Annotated in this window: 35 protein-coding genes; all 35 read right to left on the bottom strand. The window is 34.0% G+C overall.

The window, feature by feature from the left end; genetic code table 11:
* Nucleotides 1-74: 74 nt before the first annotated feature.
* Nucleotides 75-338: a hypothetical protein gene (locus J7E63_RS15775; RefSeq protein ID WP_215014023.1), complete on the bottom strand. Its 264-nt coding sequence runs from the start codon at nt 336-338 to the stop codon at nt 75-77.
* A gap of 92 nt (nt 339-430) precedes the next feature.
* Nucleotides 431-700, bottom strand: a complete 270-nt coding sequence (locus J7E63_RS15770; protein WP_215014021.1) for a group-specific protein — start codon at nt 698-700, stop codon at nt 431-433.
* A 32-nt stretch (nt 701-732) separates the two neighbouring features.
* Nucleotides 733-885, bottom strand: coding sequence for a hypothetical protein (locus J7E63_RS15765; protein ID WP_215014019.1), 153 nt, complete (start codon nt 883-885; stop codon nt 733-735).
* A gap of 257 nt (nt 886-1,142) precedes the next feature.
* A complete protein-coding gene (locus J7E63_RS15760; protein ID WP_215014018.1) occupies nt 1,143-1,562 on the bottom strand; it encodes a DUF3846 domain-containing protein in 420 nt (139 codons plus the stop codon).
* Nucleotides 1,552-1,803, bottom strand: a complete 252-nt coding sequence (locus J7E63_RS15755) for a DNA-binding protein (protein ID WP_215014016.1) — start codon at nt 1,801-1,803, stop codon at nt 1,552-1,554. Before J7E63_RS15755 ends, J7E63_RS15760 begins: the two co-directional genes overlap by 11 nt.
* An 83-nt stretch (nt 1,804-1,886) precedes the next feature.
* Nucleotides 1,887-2,174, bottom strand: coding sequence for a hypothetical protein (locus J7E63_RS15750; RefSeq protein WP_215014014.1), 288 nt, complete (start codon nt 2,172-2,174; stop codon nt 1,887-1,889).
* A 123-nt stretch (nt 2,175-2,297) separates the two neighbouring features.
* Complete coding sequence (locus J7E63_RS15745; RefSeq protein WP_215014012.1) at nt 2,298-2,849, bottom strand: hypothetical protein; 552 nt, start codon at nt 2,847-2,849, stop codon at nt 2,298-2,300.
* 106 nt (nt 2,850-2,955) lie between these two features.
* Nucleotides 2,956-3,177, bottom strand: coding sequence for a hypothetical protein (locus tag J7E63_RS15740; RefSeq protein ID WP_215014010.1), 222 nt, complete (start codon nt 3,175-3,177; stop codon nt 2,956-2,958).
* Nucleotides 3,164-3,334 (bottom strand): hypothetical protein, encoded by a 171-nt coding sequence (locus tag J7E63_RS15735; RefSeq protein ID WP_215014007.1) that lies wholly within the window; start codon nt 3,332-3,334, stop codon nt 3,164-3,166. The genes J7E63_RS15740 and J7E63_RS15735 overlap by 14 nt, the downstream gene beginning before the upstream one ends.
* 83 nt (nt 3,335-3,417) lie before the next feature.
* A complete protein-coding gene (locus J7E63_RS15730; RefSeq protein WP_215014005.1) occupies nt 3,418-3,570 on the bottom strand; it encodes a hypothetical protein in 153 nt (50 codons plus the stop codon).
* 99 nt (nt 3,571-3,669) lie between these two features.
* Nucleotides 3,670-4,005 carry an ArdC-like ssDNA-binding domain-containing protein gene (locus J7E63_RS15725; RefSeq protein ID WP_215014003.1) on the bottom strand — a complete coding sequence of 112 codons (336 nt, stop codon included), beginning with the start codon at nt 4,003-4,005 and terminating at the stop codon, nt 3,670-3,672.
* 200 nt (nt 4,006-4,205) lie between these two features.
* Nucleotides 4,206-4,382 (bottom strand): hypothetical protein, encoded by a 177-nt coding sequence (locus tag J7E63_RS15720; protein WP_215014001.1) that lies wholly within the window; start codon nt 4,380-4,382, stop codon nt 4,206-4,208.
* A gap of 101 nt (nt 4,383-4,483) precedes the next feature.
* Entirely contained in the window at nt 4,484-4,645 is a 162-nt protein-coding gene (locus J7E63_RS15715) for a hypothetical protein (RefSeq protein ID WP_215013999.1), read from the bottom strand.
* A gap of 180 nt (nt 4,646-4,825) precedes the next feature.
* A complete protein-coding gene (locus J7E63_RS15710) occupies nt 4,826-5,077 on the bottom strand; it encodes a hypothetical protein (protein ID WP_215013997.1) in 252 nt (83 codons plus the stop codon).
* Nucleotides 5,078-5,784: 707 nt separating this feature from the next.
* Nucleotides 5,785-6,477 carry an N-acetylmuramoyl-L-alanine amidase gene (locus J7E63_RS15705; RefSeq protein ID WP_215013995.1) on the bottom strand — a complete coding sequence of 231 codons (693 nt, stop codon included), beginning with the start codon at nt 6,475-6,477 and terminating at the stop codon, nt 5,785-5,787.
* 29 nt (nt 6,478-6,506) lie between these two features.
* Nucleotides 6,507-6,818: a hypothetical protein gene (locus J7E63_RS15700; protein ID WP_215013993.1), complete on the bottom strand. Its 312-nt coding sequence runs from the start codon at nt 6,816-6,818 to the stop codon at nt 6,507-6,509.
* A 12-nt stretch (nt 6,819-6,830) separates the two neighbouring features.
* A complete protein-coding gene (locus J7E63_RS15695) occupies nt 6,831-7,985 on the bottom strand; it encodes a siphovirus ReqiPepy6 Gp37-like family protein (RefSeq protein WP_215013991.1) in 1,155 nt (384 codons plus the stop codon).
* Between the two features lie 3 nt (nt 7,986-7,988).
* Complete coding sequence (locus tag J7E63_RS15690; RefSeq protein WP_215013989.1) at nt 7,989-9,182, bottom strand: hypothetical protein; 1,194 nt, start codon at nt 9,180-9,182, stop codon at nt 7,989-7,991.
* 18 nt (nt 9,183-9,200) lie between these two features.
* Complete coding sequence (locus J7E63_RS15685) at nt 9,201-10,079, bottom strand: phage distal tail protein (RefSeq protein WP_215013988.1); 879 nt, start codon at nt 10,077-10,079, stop codon at nt 9,201-9,203.
* 15 nt (nt 10,080-10,094) lie between these two features.
* The gene (locus tag J7E63_RS15680) at nt 10,095-12,344 is read right to left on the bottom strand and encodes a phage tail protein (protein WP_215013986.1); all 2,250 of its coding nucleotides are present in this window, start codon (nt 12,342-12,344) and stop codon (nt 10,095-10,097) included.
* Nucleotides 12,345-12,552: 208 nt separating this feature from the next.
* Nucleotides 12,553-12,903, bottom strand: coding sequence for a hypothetical protein (locus J7E63_RS15675; RefSeq protein ID WP_215013984.1), 351 nt, complete (start codon nt 12,901-12,903; stop codon nt 12,553-12,555).
* 13 nt (nt 12,904-12,916) lie between these two features.
* The gene (locus J7E63_RS15670; RefSeq protein ID WP_215013982.1) at nt 12,917-13,486 is read right to left on the bottom strand and encodes a major tail protein; all 570 of its coding nucleotides are present in this window, start codon (nt 13,484-13,486) and stop codon (nt 12,917-12,919) included.
* Nucleotides 13,486-13,815, bottom strand: coding sequence for a hypothetical protein (locus J7E63_RS15665; RefSeq protein ID WP_215013980.1), 330 nt, complete (start codon nt 13,813-13,815; stop codon nt 13,486-13,488). Before J7E63_RS15665 ends, J7E63_RS15670 begins: the two co-directional genes overlap by 1 nt.
* Complete coding sequence (locus tag J7E63_RS15660; protein ID WP_215013978.1) at nt 13,812-14,174, bottom strand: HK97 gp10 family phage protein; 363 nt, start codon at nt 14,172-14,174, stop codon at nt 13,812-13,814. The genes J7E63_RS15665 and J7E63_RS15660 overlap by 4 nt, the downstream gene beginning before the upstream one ends.
* Nucleotides 14,164-14,508, bottom strand: a complete 345-nt coding sequence (locus J7E63_RS15655; protein ID WP_251033563.1) for a hypothetical protein — start codon at nt 14,506-14,508, stop codon at nt 14,164-14,166. The genes J7E63_RS15660 and J7E63_RS15655 overlap by 11 nt, the downstream gene beginning before the upstream one ends.
* Nucleotides 14,495-14,776 carry a hypothetical protein gene (locus J7E63_RS15650; RefSeq protein ID WP_215013976.1) on the bottom strand — a complete coding sequence of 94 codons (282 nt, stop codon included), beginning with the start codon at nt 14,774-14,776 and terminating at the stop codon, nt 14,495-14,497. The genes J7E63_RS15655 and J7E63_RS15650 overlap by 14 nt, the downstream gene beginning before the upstream one ends.
* On the bottom strand, nt 14,776-15,249 hold the full coding sequence (locus J7E63_RS15645; RefSeq protein WP_215013974.1) for a hypothetical protein: 474 nt from the start codon (nt 15,247-15,249) through the stop codon (nt 14,776-14,778). Before J7E63_RS15645 ends, J7E63_RS15650 begins: the two co-directional genes overlap by 1 nt.
* A gap of 59 nt (nt 15,250-15,308) precedes the next feature.
* Complete coding sequence (locus tag J7E63_RS15640) at nt 15,309-16,571, bottom strand: phage major capsid protein (RefSeq protein WP_215013972.1); 1,263 nt, start codon at nt 16,569-16,571, stop codon at nt 15,309-15,311.
* Nucleotides 16,565-17,152 (bottom strand): HK97 family phage prohead protease, encoded by a 588-nt coding sequence (locus tag J7E63_RS15635; protein WP_215013970.1) that lies wholly within the window; start codon nt 17,150-17,152, stop codon nt 16,565-16,567. The genes J7E63_RS15640 and J7E63_RS15635 overlap by 7 nt, the downstream gene beginning before the upstream one ends.
* Nucleotides 17,130-18,332: a phage portal protein gene (locus J7E63_RS15630; protein WP_215013968.1), complete on the bottom strand. Its 1,203-nt coding sequence runs from the start codon at nt 18,330-18,332 to the stop codon at nt 17,130-17,132. Before J7E63_RS15630 ends, J7E63_RS15635 begins: the two co-directional genes overlap by 23 nt.
* 12 nt (nt 18,333-18,344) lie before the next feature.
* On the bottom strand, nt 18,345-20,084 hold the full coding sequence (locus J7E63_RS15625) for a terminase large subunit (RefSeq protein ID WP_215013966.1): 1,740 nt from the start codon (nt 20,082-20,084) through the stop codon (nt 18,345-18,347).
* Nucleotides 20,074-20,424: a P27 family phage terminase small subunit gene (locus tag J7E63_RS15620; RefSeq protein WP_215013964.1), complete on the bottom strand. Its 351-nt coding sequence runs from the start codon at nt 20,422-20,424 to the stop codon at nt 20,074-20,076. Before J7E63_RS15620 ends, J7E63_RS15625 begins: the two co-directional genes overlap by 11 nt.
* Nucleotides 20,425-20,615: 191 nt before the next feature.
* Nucleotides 20,616-20,864 carry an HNH endonuclease gene (locus tag J7E63_RS15615; RefSeq protein WP_215013962.1) on the bottom strand — a complete coding sequence of 83 codons (249 nt, stop codon included), beginning with the start codon at nt 20,862-20,864 and terminating at the stop codon, nt 20,616-20,618.
* Complete coding sequence (locus J7E63_RS15610) at nt 20,861-21,073, bottom strand: MazG nucleotide pyrophosphohydrolase domain-containing protein (protein ID WP_215013960.1); 213 nt, start codon at nt 21,071-21,073, stop codon at nt 20,861-20,863. The genes J7E63_RS15615 and J7E63_RS15610 overlap by 4 nt, the downstream gene beginning before the upstream one ends.
* A 2-nt stretch (nt 21,074-21,075) precedes the next feature.
* Complete coding sequence (locus J7E63_RS15605; protein WP_215013958.1) at nt 21,076-23,286, bottom strand: chitobiase/beta-hexosaminidase C-terminal domain-containing protein; 2,211 nt, start codon at nt 23,284-23,286, stop codon at nt 21,076-21,078.
* Between the last annotated feature and the right edge of the window lie 34 nt (nt 23,287-23,320).

Here is a 23,320-nt window from a genome sequence, read left to right as displayed (position 1 = left end):
GAACGGTTTCATCCAGTCTTTTTATTGACATACAAATAAATTCAATAAAAATAACACTGATAAAATCAGTGTTATCAAGGTTTAATATAAATGTCATAAAAAGCTTCTGCAAAAAGATCAATATCAGGTTCATTAATTAATATGCAATTTACATTTTTAATATGATCTACATTTAATGCTTTTTCAATATTATAGCCTGTTTTTCTCTCTTCCATAAGATCAACCCCAAAAATGCATTTAGACGTTATTAACCGTAATTTTACGGTTAATATCATTTTAGGCTGATTATTCAAAAAATAAACGTACATACTATAATCAAGTGTTGGTATTCCTCCCATATTTGCCAACCTCCTTTCAATTGTTAATCGCTCAAAATCGGCATAAAGAAAACCGCTTCTAAACTGTATAGAAGCGGTTTTAAGCATTTTTTTTAATTTCTAGGTTGTTCTTTAATCCACATTAATAAAAATTCTTCGCATTCTTTAGCGGGAAAATACCATTTGCCGCCTACTTTATATTTTGGAAATCTCGGATCATAAAAAAATTTTTCTTTGATATTATTTATGCTCATACAAGTTTGTTGGCACAATTCTTCAGCATCCCAAAAAGTATGTTTTTTTTCAATTTTTTGTAATCTTATTCTCAATTCCTCTAAGAATAATTCTTCAATTTTCTTTTCATCAAGTGTTATTTTTAACATTCGATTCTCCCTAGAATGGCTTTTAAGCCTTTTTATTTAAAGTTGTGATATTTAGGCTTGGTCAATTCTTCAATCGATTTTAAGCCCCTTGCCGCCCTTCCTTGAATCAATTCCAATGACAACTTATATTCAACAGCAATTTCTTTTAACGTTTTATAATTTCTTCCATCTTTTATATAAACCATGTTGTTTTTCCTCCAATATTGGATATGCTATTATCAAAGATGATTTCACCAATTTTCTTTTTGCGTTGTGTAGGCATTTTTCTCTTCTTTTGGTTAAACCCCTTCAATAAAATGAAGGGGTTTTTCTTATTAACAGCCTTTTACATTAAAACAACCTTTTGCAAGGTTTGTTAAATCTCCACCTTGTAAAAACCATAAACCAACAGCAATTGGAACAATAAAAAACAGGAATATCATTAAAAACATTAAAATTATTTTCATAAATAAACTTCAACCGGTGTAAACCGTTTTATATAATAATTTGCTTCCTGATCTGTCAGGCTGATATTATCACCTTCCATGTTATAAGCTGTTATAAAAAAGGTACCAACCAAGATATCAAAACCAACTATTGCACGGTTAACAGGCAACCCCATTAATTTTCCTTCTTCATTTAAGGTTATAGCAACCCGCCCGCCGCTTTTGGTTGTTCCAATATTGATAACTTCAATATAGCCGCCAACAATTTCATTCATTGCTTTAAGATCATTTTTCATGATCTTTTTATAAGGCTTTTTGTTCGGCTCCACAACTACAATTTGTATTTCATCCGTTGCCGGATTTTTAAGTGAATCGGCTTCAGCTTCAGCAACATATTTTCTTGCTAATTCAATTAGTTCATCTTCTCTATTGTTCATCCTTCAAGCCCTCCATTTTATAAAGGTTTGTTCTTGTATCTAAAATCATTTCACTTTTCAGCTTTTCAACATCAGGCAACCAAAATAATTTTTCCCGCTTCAATTCTTTGATCGGAATTAATTGCCCCGCTTCAACCATTGCCGCTAATCTTGAACGATTTACTTTCAGCATTTCTTGAACATCGTTTGAACCTAAAACATTAGCTTTAATAAATTCAGCCGCTTTTTCTCTTTTCATCATTTTGTTTGCTCCTTTTTTTATTTCTTCTTTATATCATATCACTTTTATGAACTAATGTCCATAGCGATAAAAAAAAGCACTTCTTAATCAAGAAGCGCTTCACGAACAATTTTATATTTTTCTTCAAGCTTATCAAAAGCGTTGTTTGTAACCTTGTATTCATTCCATCCGATTTTGTAAGCTATCCGATCCGGCAAGGTATAATTCTTAGGATCGATCTTACCAATGAATGTAATTCCCCGTCCTTTAATTTCAAGCGGTGTTACAATGTATTGATATTTCCAATCGTATGAAGCTTGAACTTCCATATCATAAAATTTATGGTGCGGTTTGCTTTCATTCATTTCAGGTGTGTAATTAAAAGTTGTCATTTTGTCATTCCTCCAAGTTGTTTTGTTTGATTAACTCTATAATTTATTATAGCATGATTATATACTTTTGTCCATAGTTATATTAAAAAAAAGACTTGCTGATTTCAGCAAGCCTTGAATGATCTATTTTACTGGAATTGCAATTGTAGCCGTTACTGCATCATAAGTTGATTCATTGTAAATATCGCCCATATCAAGTTTAATTTCTTTTATATTCTTTACATCGATCTTTTTACCTTCCGGCGCTAAATACTCAATTGTTCCATCCATTTTTACTTTTGAATTAATATCACCGGAAATTTCGCCGCTTCCCATGAACATGTTAGCTGATAATTGCATTGATCCGATAATTGCGCTTCCTTGATCAGGATAAAATGAAAGTTTTGAAGTTGTACTGTTTTCAAAATTCATTCCTATAACAATTTTATCTTCAGTTACTTTTACTTCAGCAATGTTAATGATCATACCGCCAAAAGTTTTTGAAATACCCGCATTGAATTTTTTCTCATTAGCAACCGCTTTTTGATCTGTTTTTGAAGTTGTTGAAACTTCTGTTTTTGTTCCTGTTGAAACTTCTTCATCGTCACCGGAAAAAATAGCTACTACAATAACTAAAGCGATAATTGCACCGAATAAGATAAAAGCCCACTTGAATAATTTTTTGATTGTTTTCATGATTGAATTTCTCCCCTTGTGTATGTTTTTTATTTTTACTACTTCTAAAGTATATCATAACTATGAACGCTTGTCCACATTTATTTTTTTTTAAAAAGAAGGGGAATTATTCTCCCCATTCCTCATTCGCTATTTCTTCAACAATTTCTTCAAGCGCTTCTTCAAGCTGTTCCATGAAATCAGGATAAGCTTCATTGAAAATTTTCTTGATCTTGTTTATTTTTGCTTGTGAAGGTTTGATATCATTATTTTCAAGGATTTCAAAAATCCGATCATCATCTAAAACAATAGTTGCTGTTAAATCTTTATTTTTTTTAATTGTTGCCATTAAAATCCCACCCTAAATCATTATAATAGTTTATTAATGCTTCAGCCATTAATTTAAAATTAGGTTCATTTCGCATTGAACCAGTAACATCATTAGATTTTTCAGCCTTTGCAATCCTTTCATTAATTGATAATAATTTTGTCTTTTTCTCTTCCATTGGATCAACCTCCAAAACGTATTTAGCTTCTTTACTACTTCTTAAGTATATCATATCTATGAACGCTTGTCCATAGTTATTTTTCAATTAGATTTATTTTTAATTTTTTCATCAACAACTTTTTGCGCTTTTAATACTTTTTGTACTAAAGCCATAACATCATAAACCCCTATATTTTTCAATTGCGGATTTTGTTCAACTAATTCTAATAAAATTTCCATTGTGTAATTTTTCATAATCTCTTTTTTCTTTTCCTCCTTTGATTAACTCTATAATTTATTATAGCATCACTATATACTTTTGTCCATAGTATTTATAAAAAAAGAAGCGACTATTTAAGCCGCTTTTTTCTTCTTGCTTGCTGTTTTCTTTTTCTTCTTGATCTCGCCCTTCTCGACTTGATCCGGTGTAAATAGGTGTGATAGCTTCAACATGAAGCGTGTTTCTTCTTTTTGCTTGCCTGTTTCTGGATCGATCACCGGCTTGTTATTTTCGTCTACAAGCTTCTTTGTGAATGGCTTCCATAATTCAAGGGCTAAAAATGCCTTTTCACCTTTTTTAACAACTTGTCCTTCTTTTGCCCATTCTTGAAAAGTTTTAAGGTTTTCCCCATCGTATTCATAACCAATCATCATTGCTGTTTCTTCGATCATTTCTCTGTTAGTTGCCATTTTGTCATTTCCCCTTTTGTGTTTGTTTTGTTTGATTAACTCTATAATTTATTATAGCATTATTATGGACAAAAGTCCATAGTATATTTAAAAATAAAAAGAAATATTTTTCAGGATCGCCGGATTTTACCCATCAATTAATTATAGCATAATTATAAACAAAAGTCCATAGTTATTTTTAGGCAAAAAAAAGAAGCGGCTTATAACCGCCCCTGTCTTTTTAGTTGTGCTTCTCTGATTGCTTTCAAGCTTGCTGTTTGCTTTTCTCTTTCTTTCTTTGCCGCTTCAATTCTTTTAATTTGGGCTTGCATGATCTCCTTCAATCCGTTGCTTTCTTCTGCTGTTACTGTTGGTCTAGTTTCGTTAAATTTTTTCATTTTGTCATTTCCCCTTTAAGTTGTTTTTGATTACCTTATATAAATATTATAACATTATTATGAACTTTTGTCTATAGTTATTTCAAAAATATTAGGGGATTTTATTCCCCCTGATCCTCATTCATTTTCTTTGCTAATTTGAAAGCTTTGATTCTTGAATAATGGCTTCCAACTACCTGAACAACTTTTCCTTCAATTTTACCGATTACCCAAAATTTATTTTCGATTTCATCCATTTTTTGATAAGTGTAAAATATTTTCATTTTTGTTTCCCCCTTGATTAGCTTATAATTTATTATATCATCTTTATGTACAATTGTCCATAGTATATTCAAAAATATTTTTCAAGATCGCCGGATTTTTAGGCATCACCTCATTATAGCATTTTTATAGACAAAAGTCCATAGTTATTTAAATAAAAAAAGAAGCTTTTCAGCCCCTTTTTAATATTGTGTTTTTACAAATTGTTCCGCTAAAAATTTCAAGAAGTGATTTACGTTGCCATTTGCAAAATCAATTTTTCTTAAAGTGTTAGCAACTTGATCTTGTTCCCTTGCCGGTGCATTTTTAATTGCTTCAATAACAACATCAGTATCGATTAAATGTATATTGCCGTTATGATCGATTTCAAAAGCTTCATATTGGATTTCCTTTTCATCAAAGAATAATTCTAGGTATTTTGCTGTTTTTGTCATTTTGTATTTCCCCTTTTGTTTTTAAGTTGTTGTTTCTTTACTACTCTTTAATAATAACATATCTATATACTTTTGTCCATAGTTATATTAAAAATTTTTAGGGAAAAATAAAAAAGAGGTGTTGTTAATGGTTTATATAACAAGGCGTTGTTTGCATTGCAATAAAGGCGGCGCTTATTCGTTTAATCATTTATGTTCTTTTCATTGGAACAAATTAATTGAGGAAAATATAAAGAAGGTTATAGAAGCTGAACGAAAAAAGAAGCCCCTATGAAGGCTTCTTTTTTTCTTTGATCTACATTGGGAGGATAGCCCTTGTAAATATTAGTTTTTGGTTTGGTGTGCTTAAATATACCGAATAGGAGGAAAACATGATTTTTTACATGGTAGCCATTCCATGTAGAAAAGAAGCATAATTTTTTGGTGCGGTTCTGTTAGTCGAGAAATCACAAAACACTTTCTAGGCTTACTAGATCATGATCTAGGTTCACATTTTTAAGCCCGTTAAAAGACATCAGCCCTGTGATAATATTTTGTGCTGTACCTATCTTTTTAGCATTACCAATTATAGGGACAAACCGATATTAAACGTAAATTTACGATAAAAAAACCGCCGTTGCATAGGCGGCGGTTTTTTGCATGAGAATCTTATCGAAAAGAAAAGGTGATAATCAACATGGCACTCTCAACTCAATCAACTAACTATATTATTCGTATTTTATTAAAGGTCTATACCCTTGTTTTTTTAAATCTGCCGCTAAAGCTTCAGCATTTTTTTGTTGTTCAAAAGCCCCAACTTGAACAATCCACAATTTGCCGCTTGGTATCGATTCCGGCGGGGGTTGCGCTGATTTTTTTAAACCAAGAAATTTTTCCAAGCCGTTTATATGCCCTTGTGCAATTTTTTGTTTAAAATCTTCTTGATCTAAAAGTTTAGCATCAGCCGCATTGCTGACAAATAAATTTTCAGTCAAGATTGATTTCATTTTTGCTTCACGTAGCATATGAAAATTAGATTGTTTTTTTCCTCGATCTTCAACATCTTTTCCAAGCGCTTTCATAATCTCACTATGAATAATATTTTGAAAAGCTGAAGTTGCCGCTCCGCTATTAGGATAAATATGTGATTCAAAACCTTTTGCGGTTGCCCCTGTTGAACTATTGCAATGAATAGATAGTAAAACATCAGCATTGGCGTTATTGGCTTTTTTCGTTCTATCAGTCAATTCAACAAAAATATCAGTTGTCCTTGATTGGATTACCTGAATATTTTCATAGTCATTTAAACCTTTTTCAATCATTTTACAAATATCTAAAGTTATATCTTTTTCTTTTAACCCATTACCCGCCGCCCCGCTGTCTTTGCCGCCATGCCCGCCGTCAAGGTAAATTTTAATCAAAATATATTTTCCACCTTTCCATAGTGAAATTATTTGTGATTATCTTTTGTTTTTGCTTTTTCAGCTTTTGCTTCCTTTATTGTCGCTGTTGTACTTCTTAACTGACTGTATAAGCCGCTACTAGCAAGCCCAAATAGCAAGCCTAATAATATTGTTCCGCTTAGGTTGCCGGTTGCATCATGCACCATTAAAAAAGTGATTCCAATACCGACAACCATTGCTATAAATGGAGAATATTTATCATTAACCCAAAATTTAAAAGCTTGAACAACAGCGGTTATAATCGGAATTATTACCGCCGCTTGCATTGAAAAATTAGTAAGTATGTCATTATTAAACATGGTTTTTTGCTCCTATCGTTTTGAATTTATCGCTTGTTTAATCTTTTTAATCAGGCTCAATTTTGATTCTCCAAAAGTTGCATTTAAACTATATTCACCATTATCATAAATTTCTTCGATCTCAATAATTTGGGTATCAACTGAAATAATTGATTTTGGTTTTAAAGCTTTTGTTTGCACCGTTACAATATCGCCTAAGAACCAATCCACACCAAAAGTTGACATTGTATTAGGATTATCCAAGATTTCAGCGGTGAAATTTTCAACTTTTGGTCTTTTGTTAATTTCAGCCCGCCCTTCACTGATCACTTCTGAAGATTTTGTTTTATTTGAATCAAGAATAATTTCTTTTCTAGTAAAACCTGTTGAAGTGCCTGATTTAACACTAGCAACCGCTGTTGTTTGATCGTTTGTTCCATCATTCCAAGTCATATAAGCCATTGTTGCCCAATCTCTTATTGAGTTAGCATAGTTAGCATCTTTTATATTGTTAAAATCTTCACTGAAAACAACAGGCGGGTTGATTGTTTGATTTATTGATCTGTTTGTAGGGGAATAGGTGTCCATAACAAAACCGTTAAACGTATTTTTTATATAAACATTCCACCCAATAGGGTATTTTCCTATTTCATCTTCAAACATATTAGCAATCTGAACAATTGCTTCACCGATAAAACCGGTTCCCCAATCAACAGTAAAATCGATTGAATCCCCAAAATTTTTTATAGCTGCTATGCTAAACATATTTAAAGTTCTTGCCGCATTCCAAAAATATCTGTCTTGATCTCTATATTGTGTTACAAGATTTTTTGAAGCTAATTGCATCATTATTTCAGCTTGTGTTTTTGCCGTAAAACTTCCAGTGTCTATTGGATGGCATATCCTATAATTCAACATGCCCTTTAAAGGTATTAAAACTAAATTCCAATAATCATCGGCAATACTTGCATTAATTTCTTCAATGATCATTGCATTGTTTAGATCATTATTTACTATAATGATTCTACCAATAACTAATTCTTCAGCCCCTTGCGCCGTTCTGCTGATCGTTAATTCACTGTTAACAATCCCATACCATGAAGAACGACTAACGAACGATTTTACGTTATCAATTGCGGCTTTCCAAACAAGATCGGTTGTAAAGATATTTATTTGAATTGATTTCATAAGTTACACCGTAAAACAAAATGTAATAGGGAACCAATCGGTTGCTGTTGGTGCGGCTGTTTGGCTTACATCATCTAAAGTAATTGCTCCATTAGTATCTATAGTCCATTGCGCAAAATTCTTTCCGCTTGTAGGTAACGAATAGGCTAATTGTTTACTTGGTCTATATCCTACCGGCAATGTAGCAACTGCCGTTCCTGCCGCTGTTAATCCTTTAATCGTTCCTTGCACAAAAACAGTACCGCCTTTTTTCTTGTATTCCGGAATACTTCCGGCTGAATAAGTTACTGCCGGCGTTTGTAAAGGTAATGTAATCCAAGGTGTATTTTTAAAGTCTATATCACCAACTCCAATTACAACCGTATCTGAAGTTGCTGTTCCATCCCAGTGGAAAAACTGAAGTAATTTTGACGCTTTTGTATATCGTATTGTACAAGTAATAGGATCAATATTGGATCCGCCAATATTTAAATCTCCATTTGTACTAAATACAAATCTTTTTCCTACTGTTGGATCGGTTCCAACATTTTGCATATCAGTCCATACTTCAACCCCATAATCACCGGTTAAAATTAATTTTTCATTTATTGTATCAGGTACAAGCGAACTAATCATTGTATTATGCGCTGATTCTCCGCCGCCAATAATAGTTGTGCCGCCTGATCCAATTGATACCCCTACTCCTGTAGCATCTGAACCTTCTTTCATCTTTAAAACAGACATTTCGACGTTATCAATTGTTCTTGTATATTTCAATTCTGAATTTTTAATTGACATTTTATTTGATTTATATGCAACATAAGAACGCTTATCCGTAATTGTAAGCGTGTTTGTTCCAACTAAAATAGTTGCCAATGGTATTTGCTTAATTGCGTTATCATCTTGATAAGAGGTGCCTAAAATCGTTTCAATACTTGCTGATCTTGTCGCTAAATCCATACGAACAACAACAGAATAAAGATCACCATTAACAGGTGTTCCAATCGCTGTTGCAATTTGCGCATCGTTAACAACAATTCGCCCCATAACAATAGCTTTACCAATATCAATTGTATAAGCGTATGCGCTTGTATAGGTTACTTTTAAACCTTCAACAATTCCATCTTGAATAATCGCATTAGTATGTGTTGCAAAATCATTTGCTTCATATGTCCGATCTCCACCAACAGAATTATGAAAAAAAGATAAAACAGCCAAATAAAAAACTTCCTTTCTTTAAATCGTATGGTACATATTTCGATATATAAAATAAATCGTTGCTTCAGGTGTTAACAAAGTATCATCCCTGAAATCAATAATATTTTCGCCTAATTTTAAATGAAAAAAGGTTGTAGAGAAATCCAAACGATCAAAAACATTTTGCACCTTATTTAAAATTACTTTTTTCGATCCAAAAGTTGTATCAATCAACAATTCATCAGTTGCACTCATTGTTAAATTTTTAAATCGGATCATTTCGCCTGTTGTTACATTTTCAATGATCGGATTAATACAAGCCCCAATAATTTTTATAATAACAGGCGCTTCAACTTGTCCGTTGTTAATCACGGTTTTATTTGGTAAATAAGTACCAAATTCAATAGGGGTTGTATCTGACATTTCAAAGGGAAATTCAAACAAAGGTATTGCTTGCTGAAAAGTTTCTGTTATAGTCGTATCGGAATACCAAAAAGGGTTGTTTGCTTGAAATTGCAATTGCACTTTTTGCCAATGGTAATTTCTATTTTCAAAACCAATCGGAAAATTTGGCGCTGATACAAAAGTTATATCTCGGTGGTAAACATTGCCGTTATTTAAAGTAATGATCATTTCAACAACCCCATTTAAGGGGTTGCAAATTTTTGCAACATCCATTCGCATTTCTTGAATTTCGCTTGGTGTTCGATCCAAGGTATTTAAAACAAAAATTAAATCACTTTCTACTGATTCCATAAAATTATTTACATAAGTATTTCCATGCTGATTCCATGCTTTTGTTATTACCATATTTGCCGCCGCTCCACCAATTAAAGGGAACGATTCAATTTGATAATTGTTGATTAAATAAACTTGATCGTTTTGATCTATAAATTCAATTTGATTTACTTTTAGCATCTTGTCACCTCTCTTTTACCACATCAGCGACATTTTATTAAGTGTCCGGCTAAATTGTTTATTTGCATCTCTTATATCTAAAGCTTTTGGGCTATTTATATTAACAGTCATTGATTTATTATTTGTTTTTTGTAAAGTTGTAGGTGCTTGATTTCTCGGAATTGCCGCATTTGCCATTTTATTAGATACACTTCTTATTTTTGATAAAGAATCCTCTATACCAATTGCCAATCCTTCACCGACATTTATACCCATTTCTTCAGTTACTTTACTTGGTGAACCAAGTTTTAATTTATCTTTAATCGCTGATTTTACTGTTTTTGCTATTTCATGCGCCTTGTCTTTAACTTTTTGCAACATGTTAGACATTCCGTTAACAAGCCCTCTGATAATATCAGAACCGATACTTTTTAAATCGATACCTTTAAAAAATTTAACTGCTTTTGACCAAGCATTTTTAAAATCCTGAATCGCCTGATTCCAATTTTTTTTAATATTTTTACCAATATTGCTTAATCCTGTTACGATCCAATCCCAAGCTTTTTTAAAATCTTGCATATCTCTTTTCCAAGCTGATACAATTTTTTTACCGGCTCCGCTAATGATTGCTATCAATTTGGGAAAATCTGTTTTTGCTTTTTTGGTAATGATATCCCAATTTTTATAAAGCAAAACACCTATTGCAATTACCGCCGCTATTGCCGCAATGATCGCTAAAATCGGCAAAATAACAGGTATAAAACTAGCGATAAGCGCCCAATTTGCTGTTGTTAGTGCGGCAATAACCGGAATTAAAGCCATTACCACCCCTATAATAATTCCTAAAGCAACCGTTACCGCTGTTATTCCCGCCGCCCACTCCGGATTTTTAGTTGCCCAATCCGCAATTTTTGCAATCAAATCAGCAACCATTGTCAATAAAGGCGCTAATTTTTTATCCATTTCGTCAAGTGCTTTATTTAGCTTATATTGTGGATCATTTTTTTGATCGGCAAGGGCTTTATTAATAGCGTCTTGATTTTTCTTATAATCACCGGCTTTTGTACTGGCACCGGCTAAAGCATCGGTTATCTTTTTTCCTTGTTCTTCCCATAAAGTACCAAATAACCTAGTACCAATTTTATTTCTTTGTACATCATCGTCAACTTTTCCAAGTTCTGTTGCAACCTCACCAAAGGCAATTTTTCCCGCATCCCCGCCTTCTGCTACGGCTTCGCCCCATTGTTGCAATTGTTTAGCTGAAATATTTGTACCTTGAATTAATCCGGCGGTTGTTTTATCTATTCCCGCCCCAAATTCAGCAAGCCGGATTCTTCCTTCCTTAACACCGTCTAAAAGTACGTCTATATTCCAAGATTTTGTTTCAACTCCTGCACGGAAAATTCCTTGGATTTCTAGTGCATTGTACCCAGCCCTTTTTAGTTGGCTTCCATATTCTGACATTATATCAAGTTGATCCGGTGGGAATCCGGCTTTTAAAAGTGCATTCGTCATTTCAAGGGCTTGCTGTTGTGAAATTCCTATTGCTTCACCAAATTCATTTGATTCTTGAATCAATTCAGTAAAATCAATATCGCCAAAACTTTCCGAAATTACGGCGGCTGTATCAATTACTTTTTGATTGTATTCATCTGTTTTATCACTGTTCAAAGCAAATTGTTTTCTTACACCTTCAAGCGCTGTTTCACCGTCAACTCCAAAAGCTTGAATATTTGTAATCATTGCTTTAACTTTTGGCACGGCTTCATCAGAAATATCAAAAGACATTTTTATTTTGGTGTCAAGATGTGCGTTTTCTAATGATTTTGAAATAACTTCACCGATACCGGCACCGGCGGCGGCTCCGGCAATTGCATTTGCAATGCCCCCGCCCATATCCTTAAATGATCCTCTTACTTCATGACTTGTCCCTTGTGCTTGCCTTTCAAAGTGCCTTAATCTTCCTTCTGTTGCAATGATTTCCCGCTGAAATTGTCGAAAAGCTTCTTCTCCAATATCGCCCCGCTCAAATTGCGCCTGAACTTGTGCTTCAGCTTGTTTTAAATCATTTAATTTTCTTGATGTTGTTTCTATTTGTCGATTTAATAACGTTTGCCGTTGTGCTAATAATTCCACATTGTCAGGATTGAATTTTAAAAGCCTTTCAACTTCGCTCAATTCACCTTGAATTTTTCGGCTTTCTTGATTCACTTCTTTTAAAGCATTATTTAAGCCGGTGGTATCGCCGCCAATTTCAACCGTTATACCTTTAAAACGCTCTGCCATTTCTTCACATCCTTTTAAAATGAATCCATATCAGCTTGTGAAGCTTTTCTTGATCGCTGTTTTGCGGGCTTCTGTTGCTCTAAATATTCTTCAATATAATCAAGACACATTCCTATTGTCATAACTTCCAAATCATTCATTGTTAGTTCACATCGATAGCACATTACTTGATAAAGTTCGGTGCTAATTTCGCCGCCGCTTCTATCATCTATAACTTTTTTTTTGAACTTGAAATACTGGCTAACATTAATTCTTGCATTTCCGGAAAAATTTCATCAATAGGAAATTCTTCAAATTGACTTAACCATTCAATTGGTTCTGCTATTGTCGGATCGGCTGTTTTTGCCATAATCCAAGAAATATTGTAAAAAACCTCAAAGTCTAAAACTTCAAGGTCTTTTACATCTGTTTTTTTCTTCTTAGCTAAGTCTTGCAATGGAGACATTTTCAAAATTTCTTTTAAATAGTCTTTGCCAAATTGCGCTTTATATCTTAAAGGTGTTGCACCGTTGCTTTTAAAACGTATTTGTTTACCGTCAATCGTAATTGTTTTTTCCATTTAAACCATCCTTTTAAGGTGCTACTGGATTATAAACAGCGGTGTACCAAGCATTATAAACCGCATCCGGTGTATCGCCTGTTGTGGATCGTTTAACAATTCCATCAGCCGGTCTTGGTGCCGCTACAAGTGTTAATTCTTGTGTTTGTGGTTCTGCTGTTTCTGTTTTGGTTGCTGAATTTAAACCGGTTCTTGAAACGGTGCAATTGTAAAGAACGTGTCTTGTCGCTTTAATATCTCCATCAAATTCAAACATGAAAGCAATTTTTTTTGGTTTGGCATTAGCGTTTTCAGTTAAAACATTGTCGGTTCCTTCTAACACTTCGCCCAAAACATCGATTCTAAAACTTCTTGGAATATTTGCAACAGTCAAGGTTGTTTCATATCCTTGATTGGATGAAGAAGTGTAATATAAAACATCATCAGCGTAAAAATCCGCTTGATCACCTTTAGGATCAAGTGAAATTTCAACCGCACCCGCTAAAATTACCGGTGTTGCATAAGTTAAAGTACCGTCTACACCTTCAGTTACAACAGAATAATGAGCATTTCTTAGACCAAATATAACTTTATTTTCAGGCATTAAAATAACCTCACTTCATATATTTTTTGAAACAAATTTTCTTCTTCAATAAAAGCTTCTGAAGAAGCAAAAGGAATTTCATTTTCATTCAAAACATTTTCTACAAGGCTTTCAGCTTCCAAATCTTTTTGATCTGTATACAATTCAATTTGCACATTTTGCATTGGAAAGTACATTGAGTTATCCGCTGAAAAATTTGAAGTATAAACTGTCAAATAACAGATAAACGGCGGTGCCGGAATTGGATAATTTTCCGATTCCACAAAATGCGAATAAGCAACAGGATATCCTGTTGCTTCAAGAATGTTTTTTAATTCAACTAAATTCATGATCTGATCGCCCGCTCTATCTTGTGTAAAAATTCTGTTACGGCTCTTTCTTCAGCCGGTGCAATATGAATTTTGGGTTGCACTCTGCCGCCGCCCCTTTTTGCATGTCCTTTTTCTAACAGGTGGGTTAATTGATAATCTGTTTTATTATAATTGACATAACTTTTGCCAACTTTTTTAAGCCGCCAACCTTTGCTATAATCGCCGGTTCTATTTTTATAAGGCTTTTCACCTTTTTTTAAATCGGCATTTAAATCTTGTGCTGTTTTTTTCGCTGATTTATCAATTTCTTCTTCTAATTCAGAACTATATTGTTGCAATTGCTGTAAAATTGCCTGTTGCAATTGGTCAATTTCCACCGGTTTTCACCTCACAATATAATTCAGTAAATCCGTCATTGCGCTGAAAAGTTTTATAAATACTATATTTTTTATTTCCATATTCCAAAAGCTTTTCTTGATCATAAGAATCTGAATCGACTACAAGCATCATATCAGGTTTGAAGCCCATAACACCCGCTGAATTAAATTCAGCCCTTGTTATACTTAGCTTTGAACAAAACACCAAATAGGGTTTTTCAATCGGCTTAAATTGATTAAGATCATCTTTTATTGTCGTGATTGAAAGCAAGGTGCAAACATCATCTAAGGAAATATTTTTAGGATTTCCAATAGATTGTTTAAAGGATGGCATCTTGTTTATCAATCCTTTCTTTTATGATCCGATTTCTTAAACGGTGTTGAATGTTATTTGCTAAAGGTGTATCTTCTTGCCGCTTACGATAAGCCCAAGCCGCATAATCAACAATTAACATTTGATCATCAGAACTATTTAAATCCGGTTTAATTCCTCTTCTTTGAATTTCTTTTAAGGTTCCTTCAATCAATTTGATAAAAAAGGCATCCCGCAAATTATGCGTAATGCCTAAATCAATTTTCAATAAACTTAAAAGCGTTTCCATTATTGCCCCGCCTGTTTGCCTGTTGCCTTTGCTTTTGCTTGTGCCGCTTGTGCTGATTGCTGTACTTGCTGTTGTGCTTCAGCTTGCATTTTTTGCGCTTCAGATTGTCCGGCTTGGTTCATATGTGTTTCAAGTTCTGATTGTCCTGATTGAACATTCACTTGCTTGATCTTAGTTTCTGATTTCATTGTTTCATTATTTGAAGAAGCTGTTGTTTTTCCTTGCTGTCCGGCTTGTACCGGCTCACTATGGTTACTATGCGCTTCTTGAATACCTGTTTTAGTTACCGCCGCTTCTTGTGCTTCAAGCGCCGCTTGTGCTTGATTAACAGAAACAACTTTTCCATTGACTACCGTTTTAAATTCGCTATTTTCAACAGCCGCTTGATTAGGTTCTTGATTGCTCGCTTGGTTGTACGATTGGTTGCTTTTTTGATTAATCGCTTGATTGATCCCTTGATTTTTTTCATTCATTTTAATTCGCTCCTTTTCGTTTTTAACCGTAAAAAACCGGTTACATAGTGTTAAAAAAATTAAACAGCCGGTGTAATTGTTAATAAAACAAAAGCATCAGGCTTAGTAGGTTTCCCATCAAAGCGCCCTTTACCCCTAAATGCCATTTGATCCTCTACAAATCGAACATGCTCTGAATTGTCAATAGCAATGTTTTCACGCTCTACAAGTGTGTACTTTTCAAATTCTCCATAAAGAACTTGATCAGCCGCCATTGAATTATTGAATGTTACCGGAATACCTAAAATGTCAGGCTGTGCAATATTTGGCAATCTTCCTACGATATCGCCCGCCGCATTAACTTGGATAGACATTTCAAGGAAATAGTTATAGTAAGTTGATCGGCGCATAACGGCACGGATTTCACCAACAGAATCTAAACCTGTATCAATTAAACCAATTGGTTTAACATATTCCGCAATAGGCGCACCTTCAGCAACAGTCACACGGTTTCCAACAGCAATTGCGGGAATAATTCCGCTTGGTTGTTTGCCCGCCGCTCCTGTACCGTTTAAGATTGCAATATCAAGTGCTAAAGAAATAGCCCTTGCAATTTTCTTTGAAACATAATCATCAAGGTTAATAACAGAATCCTGAAGTAAATAATTATCAACAAAAGTTACTTTACCTACTTTGAAGCCATCAAAATCTAAATATGCAAGTGTTCCAACATCACCGACTGGTAAAGCCGCATTTTGCTCAACCCAAGAAGCCGCTGTTGTATCGGTATCAATTAAAATTCTCGCTGTACCTTTTACTTGAATCTTATCAACTAAAGGATAAAGTGTTGAATAATCGCCCAACATATCCATGATCCGATTTACAATTACTTCAGGAATAGCAAGTTCGCCGCCTGTTACCGCACGTAAATTTTTAAACTTCTCGTAAAATTCAACAACATCAGAACGCTTGAAATATTCGCCTGTTTTTAATAACTCTCTTACTTGCAACCGGTTAACACCTTTCATTTCTTCAACCGCTCCTTTTGCTCTAGTTTGCTTGTTTGTTTCTTTTGCTCTTTCATTTACATCTTCAAGTTCTAATTCTAAAGCGGCAATTTCATCTTCTACCGTTTTCTTGTCATTATCGTTTTCGGTTTGCTCTGTTTCTAATCCTTGAATTTCAGTTTCAAGCAAATTTAAATCTTCTTCATTTACCGCTTCAGCAAGTGCCGCTTGTGTTGTTTCACTTCTCTTTAAAATATCAGCCGCTTTTGTTTCAAGTTCTTTTAATTTTGCCCGCTTGATTTCAAGCGCCTTTTGAATCTTCAGTTGCTTTAACATTTATTAATTGCCCCCAATCTTTTTTCCAATGCTTTTCTTTGTTCTTCAATCTTTCTTTCTTTTATCGCTTCAATCTGTTTTGCCCTCGCTGATACGCTTGTATTTTCATAAGCGGGGAATGTTACAACAGAAACTTCATGCAAATCGATTTCGTTTATTCTCCATCGATAGCCGCCGCTTGCTAGTTCTTCTAAATCTTCAGCAAGGATATTAAAACCAAAAGAACATTGATCCACATCACCCCGCTGAACTAACTCATATAAATCTTGTGCATATTGAGTTTTGGGTAATTTTATTGTTGCAAATAATCCTTTATCATCGGCTTTTACTTCCAATGATCCGCTTTTATTTCGCCCTAAAACATATTGTGTATTATGATTCCATAAGGCTCGGATATCATTGTTCAATGTATTTTCAAAGGCTCCCTTAGTAATGATTTCATAAGAACCTTCAAATAATTCTGTTTCCTGTTCATATAACGCAAAATAACCCTCAATGACTAATTCATTAGGATTAACAGATTCACGGATAACCTTAAAATTTGTTTTAAGATCCCTTTTATTCATTTCCGTTGTTCGCATTTGTTTTATCACCCCCTTCAAGCTTCTTTTGTTTTCCTACATCTTGAACCGGAATAAAGTTTTCTAAAACTACATATTCGTCTAATCCCTCAACAGGTGACAAATCAAATTTATCTCTTCCTTCATTGCGGTTCATCATTCCGGTTGTAATCATTTCTTTTACATGGCTTGTCATTTCTCCAAGATCATATTGCATTAATGATCTTGAATTGAATTTGAAATACCATGTAGGTGCATAAACTAATTTTTTTGAAAGTTCTTGCTCGATTACTTTTGCAATTGGCATGATAACCGAACTAATAAAATTGTTGTATTCATCTTTGTTAAAGGTACCAACTCCGAGCATATAAGCCGGAATACCAAAAGCCGCCGCTACACTTTTTTTATCTAAAGTCAATCCTTCTTGTATGGCTAAATCCTGAAGGCTTAAAGGTCTTATTTCTTTTACATCTATTTCGTTTGCCGGAATAATCCACGGCTCCCCGCTGTCAGTATCACCGACATAACTATTTAAAATTTTGTCTCTTTCTTCTTTGATCTGCATCCCTTCAGCATCAGATTCAACTTTAATAATTAAAGAAGGTCTCCATTTCGACTGAAGAAATCCTGTTTTGGTTGTATTGGCTTGAACAATATTTGCAATAGTATCTTTAACAATTGGAACAAAACCCGCACCCTTGAAAGGAAATAGATCATCAGGAATTAAAACAAAATGCAATAATTCATTTGGATCATAAGTTTGTAAGCCGTTTAATCTGATTTCATATTTTTCTTGATTGCCCTGATAGCTTACACTTCCAATATCCCATATGATCAAATTATCAAGAAGCCCATTCACAATTTTAGGATAGACAACAGAATTTCCATAAGAACATAAATCAGAAACAATTTTATAAATGAAGTTTTTCCTAATCATATAGTTGTTTGGATAAACATCAATCTTTTTTGCTAATTCATTTTTTAATCTGATATCGCCCGCTTCGCCGTTTTCCATTAACATAATTGTCATACTACTGACAAGATCGGCTATTTTATGAATGCACTTTTTAACCTCTTCATTTTTGGTTACTGGCATATATCCGGCGGGTAATAAAATATTAGAAGCATCTTCACCGGTTAACCATACGGCAACAGGATCATATTGTCTTTTTTTCATTTTCTTCTTTTTAAAGATCGCCAATTTTTCACCCCCTTAAAACCAAGTATTAATTTTGCTGTTTTTATCCCTTGCAATGATCGCTTGCTTTACGGCAACAACCGTTGCATCAAATAGATCAATGCGGAAATTTTCACTTACTTTTTCAAACCTTATTCTTTCTTCAGCATCTTCATTTGCTTTTACATTTGATATGCAATATTCAAAAGCTTTTGATGAAAGATAAGTGAATTGTTTTGACTTGATTTTTCTTTCAATTTCTCTAAAGGCTTCTGATTTCTTCCAAAATTGTTGTCCGGCTTCTTCCATTTTAAATTTTTGCTTTTCCATAGAACGAACAAAATCCCTTGAATTATATTTATCAAAGGCAACAGCTTTTATTTTAAAACCTTTTTCCCTCATTGATTTAAACCATTTAACAACCTCTTCATAATCCACTAGTTCGCTATTTGTCATAGTTAACCAACCTTGATCTTTCCACCAAAAGAAGGGAATGTTATCTTCTTCAGCTTTTGCTTTTGCTTGTGTGATTGGTATAAATCCATGTGTGATAGTTATATCGATATCTTCATACCTTCCATAAATACAAGCGCCGGTTAAGTCAAACATTTTTGAAAGATCGGCACCGCCAAACCATTGAACCGGTAAACCCGCTATTGTTTCAATTGGTATTGGTTTATCTTGTGGAATTTTCAATAGCAGCTTTAAATTTTTTTCAGCTTCTTCATTTGAAAATTGTACTTCGCCCATATCAAAATAGGCGCTCATAGTGTTGGTATAAATGTTCAATGATTTATTTAGAAATTCTGATCTTGCTGAAGGATCATTTTGTGCTTGCAATGCTTCAGCCATAATATCAACAGGTCTAATTGTTACATTGTAATTTGGATTAGCTTTTTCATGTTCTATTGGATTGGTGTAATCATCAGGATTATCAGCCTTAGTTATGAAGATAAAATATTGTTCATCTTCAATTTCTTTGTTCAATATCTTTTGGCAATATTGCAACCGCTGATAACAAAAGCTATTCATATTTGAACCGGCTGTTGTGATTCCGATCAACAGTTTATTTATATAGGCTTTCATTGCTTGCTTATATACAAAATATTCATTGGCGCTTTTGTAAGCGTGTATTTCATCCAAGATAATTATGTTGGCATTCAGCCCATCGGCTTTTTTTGCATCTGCCGCCAATGCTTGAATTTTTATAGCGCCGGTTTTTTCTCCATCAGAATTATAAAATGATCTATTTATTGAATGTTCACTATTGTTATCTAATACCCTGAAGTTTTGCTTTTCTCCCATTGCTTCAAGATTTTCTAAGATGTTGTTAAAAGCTTCAAGCGCTCGATCTAATTTTGTAGCAATGATATATAAAACAGAAAAGTAATTTCTTTCAAGAAGTGATAAAGCCCATGCTAAAGCTGAAGCAAAGAAGGTCTTGCTGTTTTTCCTTGGTAGAAAAATAAAGGCTTCCTTGTACTTTCTTTCATCGGTTCCTTTTAGATAAAGCCCCGCCACATTATAAACAATGAACTTTTCCCAATCTTCAAGAATGAATGGCTTACCTTTCATTGTTCCCTTGATATGAACAAAAGTTTTTTCAATGATCCCAATACAAAATTCTGCATCTTTTGCCCTTAATTCATATCTTGGATCGTCAAGATCACTTAAAAATCTTTGTGCCGCCTGAATTAATTCTTTGCAAGCTATTCTTTTACCGCTGATTATATCCTTCGCATAATTTAAAACTGTTTCAAGATTTTTATGATCCAAATTTATTCAACGCCATTTCCAACTTACTAACATTTTTATTTTCATCTTTCATATTTGCCTTGATCTTTTTCAAGCCCGCCGGTGTTAATCCTAAAGCGTTTGAATAAGCAAGGATATCTTTTCTTAATGATTCCAAGCTGACAACAATAGGATGTTTTTTTTGGTTTTCGGAATAGCCTGTTTTCTCGACAACAGTAAATTTTGATTTCTTAAATTCCTTTTCAAGCGCCTGATATTGTTCTACAAGGCTTGAATATATTGAAATCGTTACATCAAATTCAGGTTGATAAATTCCTAAAGCTTGTAAATTTTCTTTTGTTTTCATTTCAAATTTATTCAAGGTTTTCACCTCCTAAAAAGTTTTGAGAAAATTCCGCTTGGTTGAAAATGCTTTCCTATTCGCCGGTTGTCCTTATTGTCAGATAATTTTAAAAAAAGGTGGGGGGTTTGAAAATTTTCTGAAAATTTTTTGAAATTTTTTTTTGAAAATATTTTTTGGAATTTTTTTGAAAATATTTTTAAAAATATTTTTTAATATTTAATGTAATGCCCACCCTTTTCAGGATGGATTTTATTATGACAAGAAGCACATACAGAAACTAAGTTATCATCTTTTAATTTTAATTCAGGTGCATCATCAATTTCTTTTATATGGTGAACAATCTTTGCTTCAATGTTCTTACCATACTTCTTGCATTCCTGACATAGATAACCATCACGCTTTAATATATATTGCCGCTTCCTTCTCCATCTCTTAGATGTATAGAATGGATTAGTCATAAGGCTTCCAACCATCTCATTGCAACAGCGGCAACCTGAACGATCTCTTCCTTCAGGTTGTCCTGATCTTTCTTTTGTATAGCTGTTGCACACTCGCCTACCTCTTCAAGAAGGATAACAAAATAGTCATCCTTCTTATTCCTTGGATGAAGATAGTCTTGCCGCTTACGTTCCTTAACAATAGCGTTAATTATTTCTATCTGATTCATATTCATAGCACCTTATCATAACCGCTTGGTAGTATTGGTTGTACTGTTGTATTAGCGCTCATATCCCATAATGTCACCCAATCGGTGCCGTTATTAGTATTGGATCCTAATATTTTAAATCTGTTTGTTCTTTGAGTACCGCTTACTGAATAGCCATAATAACTCAACTTAGTTAATGCTTGTGAACTTCCTAAATCAATAACAACATTTCCATTAGGTGTTGCTGTCCACCAAATAGGATAAGAACCTGAAGTAACTGTTGTTTTATTACCGTTAACAATTGTAGTCAATGCGGCTCCACCTGTTGAAGCGGCTTCACCGCTCACAATAGTTTTATTTAGTGCAACATTTGTTGTACCAACATAGGCTTCTAATTCAACAGTTCTTGTCGTTACTTCTTGCCCTGATTCTGCCGCACCATAACCCAATATTTTTAAATATCTATAGCTTGGTGTAACCGGTGCCGCCGGTGTTGCTGTCATTTGATCGCTGTTTGTTGCTCTTCCATAATTTCCGGCTTGAACCGTGTAATAATAAGTCGTGCCGTTTACCGCTGTTGTATCTGTATAAGTTGTTCCTGTTTGATATTGGCTTAAAGCGGTTCCAAGTGTTCCTAAAGCGGTTGAACGATAAACAGTATATGAAGTTGTGTTTGCCGTTGCCGCCCAAGATAAAGCAACTTGATTATTTCCGGCTGTTGCTGTTACTACCGGTTTTGCCGGAATTGCACCCGCTGTATCATAAGTAATTGTTTTTTCTGCTTCTGTTGCCGTTGCTCCAACCGCCCAATATTTCACTGTAATATTTGTTGAAGCTACACCGGCTGAATTTTGATTTACTGTAAATGGTCCGGTGTAATCGTAAATAGTGCCGCTTGTACCTAATTTATATTTAATTGCGGCTCCACCTTCACTAGTTGAAAGTGTGACCGTAAACGGAATTGTATTTTGAACCGTTGTTGAAGGGCTGATTGTTGTTGTTGGTGCAACAGCAATAGTTATCGTTAATGTTTTAACCGCTTCAGCAACCCCATAATTGCTAATTGTGACAACTTTAAGAGTTGTATTACTTGTGAAACTTAAAGCGCCTGTATAAACCGCTGAAGCCGCTGTTGGTGTGCTTCCATCGGTTGTATAATACGTTTTGCAAGCAACATAAGGTTCTTGTCCATCGGTTCTTTCTTGACAATCGATCCATAAAGGCTGACCGCTTGTTAAAGTTATAGCTGTAGCCGCTCCAATTCCCGCATAACTACCACCATTCGTTCTAAATTGCGTTATTGGCGCTGTTGTTGCTGTATAAGGTGTTGCTTCAGCGCCAATTAAAGTTGCTCCTAAATAAATGCTTTTAATTTTTGTTGTGCCTAAAAACATATCATTAACTTTTATGCTTCCTAGATCGATATTTAAAGCATCTGATTTTTCTTGAATGGCTGTTTGTTGATCCATATCAAACTGAACATCAGGATCATATGTTAAACCGTAATAATCCCCGCCTTGATCCCGCATTGCATTTCTTCTAGGTGCAAAAACAGGTGTTGAAGCATCACTTACACCGTTTTCTTCTGAATTTGCTCTTTCATTAATTTGATAAATTTTTTGTGCTTCTTTTTGATCTTCTGTTAAAGCGTTATTTGCATCAATCGCTTCAAAATCAGCTTGAAGTAAATTAATCGGATAATAGCGCCCTTTGTTAATATAGCAATCAAACAAAGAAGCTAAAGCCAATCTTGATTTACAAGACAATTGTCTAAAAATAGAATAAGGCGGCGGGAAATAGTAAGCATCTCGCATTGAATAATATTTTGCTTTACATTCAGGTGAAATTAATATATTTCCTATCGCATCTTTATAAGGCTGAATAATCGCATGTGAATTATTTGGATCGGTTATATTAGCGCCAAAATTTAATCTATCTTGCTGAACCGCTGACATACAAGCGGTTTTCCATGTGTCGTATTGTGTTGTATTGGCTCCAAAAGCATTAATACAAATTGATTCATAATTATTGATCATGTATTGAAATAATTCTGTTAAACGGTTTGCGGCTCCAAAATTATATTGCAAATTCCCGCCGCTCATCCCCGCTGTATCATGATTTCCTGAAGTAACAAACATTTGTTCATCTTCTGTATAGGCTGAACATTCAAAGAAGCCGGTATTTAAACTTATTTGAAATTTAAGTGTTTCTAAAGGTAAAATTCCCGTTGTCATTTGATCACCATTTATTTTTTATTTTTGCTTTTGA

This window comes from Bacillus sp. ISL-75, assembly GCF_018613095.1.
The sequence above is the reverse complement of the archived record's forward strand: the minus strand, read 5'-3'. Positions and strand labels throughout refer to the sequence as shown.

What these genes read in the sequence shown, in the direction of transcription:
- J7E63_RS15775 (WP_215014023.1), bottom strand. Translation starts at nt 338, where the DNA reads ATGGGAGGAATACCAACACTTGATTATAGTATGTACGTTTATTTTTTG.
- J7E63_RS15770 (WP_215014021.1), bottom strand. Translation starts at nt 700, where the DNA reads ATGTTAAAAATAACACTTGATGAAAAGAAAATTGAAGAATTATTCTTA.
- J7E63_RS15765 (WP_215014019.1), bottom strand. Translation starts at nt 885, where the DNA reads ATGGTTTATATAAAAGATGGAAGAAATTATAAAACGTTAAAAGAAATT.
- J7E63_RS15760 (WP_215014018.1), bottom strand. Translation starts at nt 1,562, where the DNA reads ATGAACAATAGAGAAGATGAACTAATTGAATTAGCAAGAAAATATGTT.
- J7E63_RS15755 (WP_215014016.1), bottom strand. Translation starts at nt 1,803, where the DNA reads ATGATGAAAAGAGAAAAAGCGGCTGAATTTATTAAAGCTAATGTTTTA.
- J7E63_RS15750 (WP_215014014.1), bottom strand. Translation starts at nt 2,174, where the DNA reads ATGACAACTTTTAATTACACACCTGAAATGAATGAAAGCAAACCGCAC.
- J7E63_RS15745 (WP_215014012.1), bottom strand. Translation starts at nt 2,849, where the DNA reads ATGAAAACAATCAAAAAATTATTCAAGTGGGCTTTTATCTTATTCGGT.
- J7E63_RS15740 (WP_215014010.1), bottom strand. Translation starts at nt 3,177, where the DNA reads ATGGCAACAATTAAAAAAAATAAAGATTTAACAGCAACTATTGTTTTA.
- J7E63_RS15735 (WP_215014007.1), bottom strand. Translation starts at nt 3,334, where the DNA reads ATGGAAGAGAAAAAGACAAAATTATTATCAATTAATGAAAGGATTGCA.
- J7E63_RS15730 (WP_215014005.1), bottom strand. Translation starts at nt 3,570, where the DNA reads ATGAAAAATTACACAATGGAAATTTTATTAGAATTAGTTGAACAAAAT.
- J7E63_RS15725 (WP_215014003.1), bottom strand. Translation starts at nt 4,005, where the DNA reads ATGGCAACTAACAGAGAAATGATCGAAGAAACAGCAATGATGATTGGT.
- J7E63_RS15720 (WP_215014001.1), bottom strand. Translation starts at nt 4,382, where the DNA reads ATGAAAAAATTTAACGAAACTAGACCAACAGTAACAGCAGAAGAAAGC.
- J7E63_RS15715 (WP_215013999.1), bottom strand. Translation starts at nt 4,645, where the DNA reads ATGAAAATATTTTACACTTATCAAAAAATGGATGAAATCGAAAATAAA.
- J7E63_RS15710 (WP_215013997.1), bottom strand. Translation starts at nt 5,077, where the DNA reads ATGACAAAAACAGCAAAATACCTAGAATTATTCTTTGATGAAAAGGAA.
- J7E63_RS15700 (WP_215013993.1), bottom strand. Translation starts at nt 6,818, where the DNA reads ATGTTTAATAATGACATACTTACTAATTTTTCAATGCAAGCGGCGGTA.
- J7E63_RS15695 (WP_215013991.1), bottom strand. Translation starts at nt 7,985, where the DNA reads ATGAAATCAATTCAAATAAATATCTTTACAACCGATCTTGTTTGGAAA.
- J7E63_RS15685 (WP_215013988.1), bottom strand. Translation starts at nt 10,079, where the DNA reads ATGCTAAAAGTAAATCAAATTGAATTTATAGATCAAAACGATCAAGTT.
- J7E63_RS15680 (WP_215013986.1), bottom strand. Translation starts at nt 12,344, where the DNA reads ATGGCAGAGCGTTTTAAAGGTATAACGGTTGAAATTGGCGGCGATACC.
- J7E63_RS15675 (WP_215013984.1), bottom strand. Translation starts at nt 12,903, where the DNA reads ATGGAAAAAACAATTACGATTGACGGTAAACAAATACGTTTTAAAAGC.
- J7E63_RS15670 (WP_215013982.1), bottom strand. Translation starts at nt 13,486, where the DNA reads ATGCCTGAAAATAAAGTTATATTTGGTCTAAGAAATGCTCATTATTCT.
- J7E63_RS15665 (WP_215013980.1), bottom strand. Translation starts at nt 13,815, where the DNA reads ATGAATTTAGTTGAATTAAAAAACATTCTTGAAGCAACAGGATATCCT.
- J7E63_RS15655 (WP_251033563.1), bottom strand. Translation starts at nt 14,508, where the DNA reads ATGCCATCCTTTAAACAATCTATTGGAAATCCTAAAAATATTTCCTTA.
- J7E63_RS15650 (WP_215013976.1), bottom strand. Translation starts at nt 14,776, where the DNA reads ATGGAAACGCTTTTAAGTTTATTGAAAATTGATTTAGGCATTACGCAT.
- J7E63_RS15645 (WP_215013974.1), bottom strand. Translation starts at nt 15,249, where the DNA reads ATGAATGAAAAAAATCAAGGGATCAATCAAGCGATTAATCAAAAAAGC.
- J7E63_RS15640 (WP_215013972.1), bottom strand. Translation starts at nt 16,571, where the DNA reads ATGTTAAAGCAACTGAAGATTCAAAAGGCGCTTGAAATCAAGCGGGCA.
- J7E63_RS15635 (WP_215013970.1), bottom strand. Translation starts at nt 17,152, where the DNA reads ATGCGAACAACGGAAATGAATAAAAGGGATCTTAAAACAAATTTTAAG.
- J7E63_RS15615 (WP_215013962.1), bottom strand. Translation starts at nt 20,864, where the DNA reads ATGACTAATCCATTCTATACATCTAAGAGATGGAGAAGGAAGCGGCAA.
- J7E63_RS15610 (WP_215013960.1), bottom strand. Translation starts at nt 21,073, where the DNA reads ATGAATCAGATAGAAATAATTAACGCTATTGTTAAGGAACGTAAGCGG.
- J7E63_RS15605 (WP_215013958.1), bottom strand. Translation starts at nt 23,286, where the DNA reads ATGACAACGGGAATTTTACCTTTAGAAACACTTAAATTTCAAATAAGT.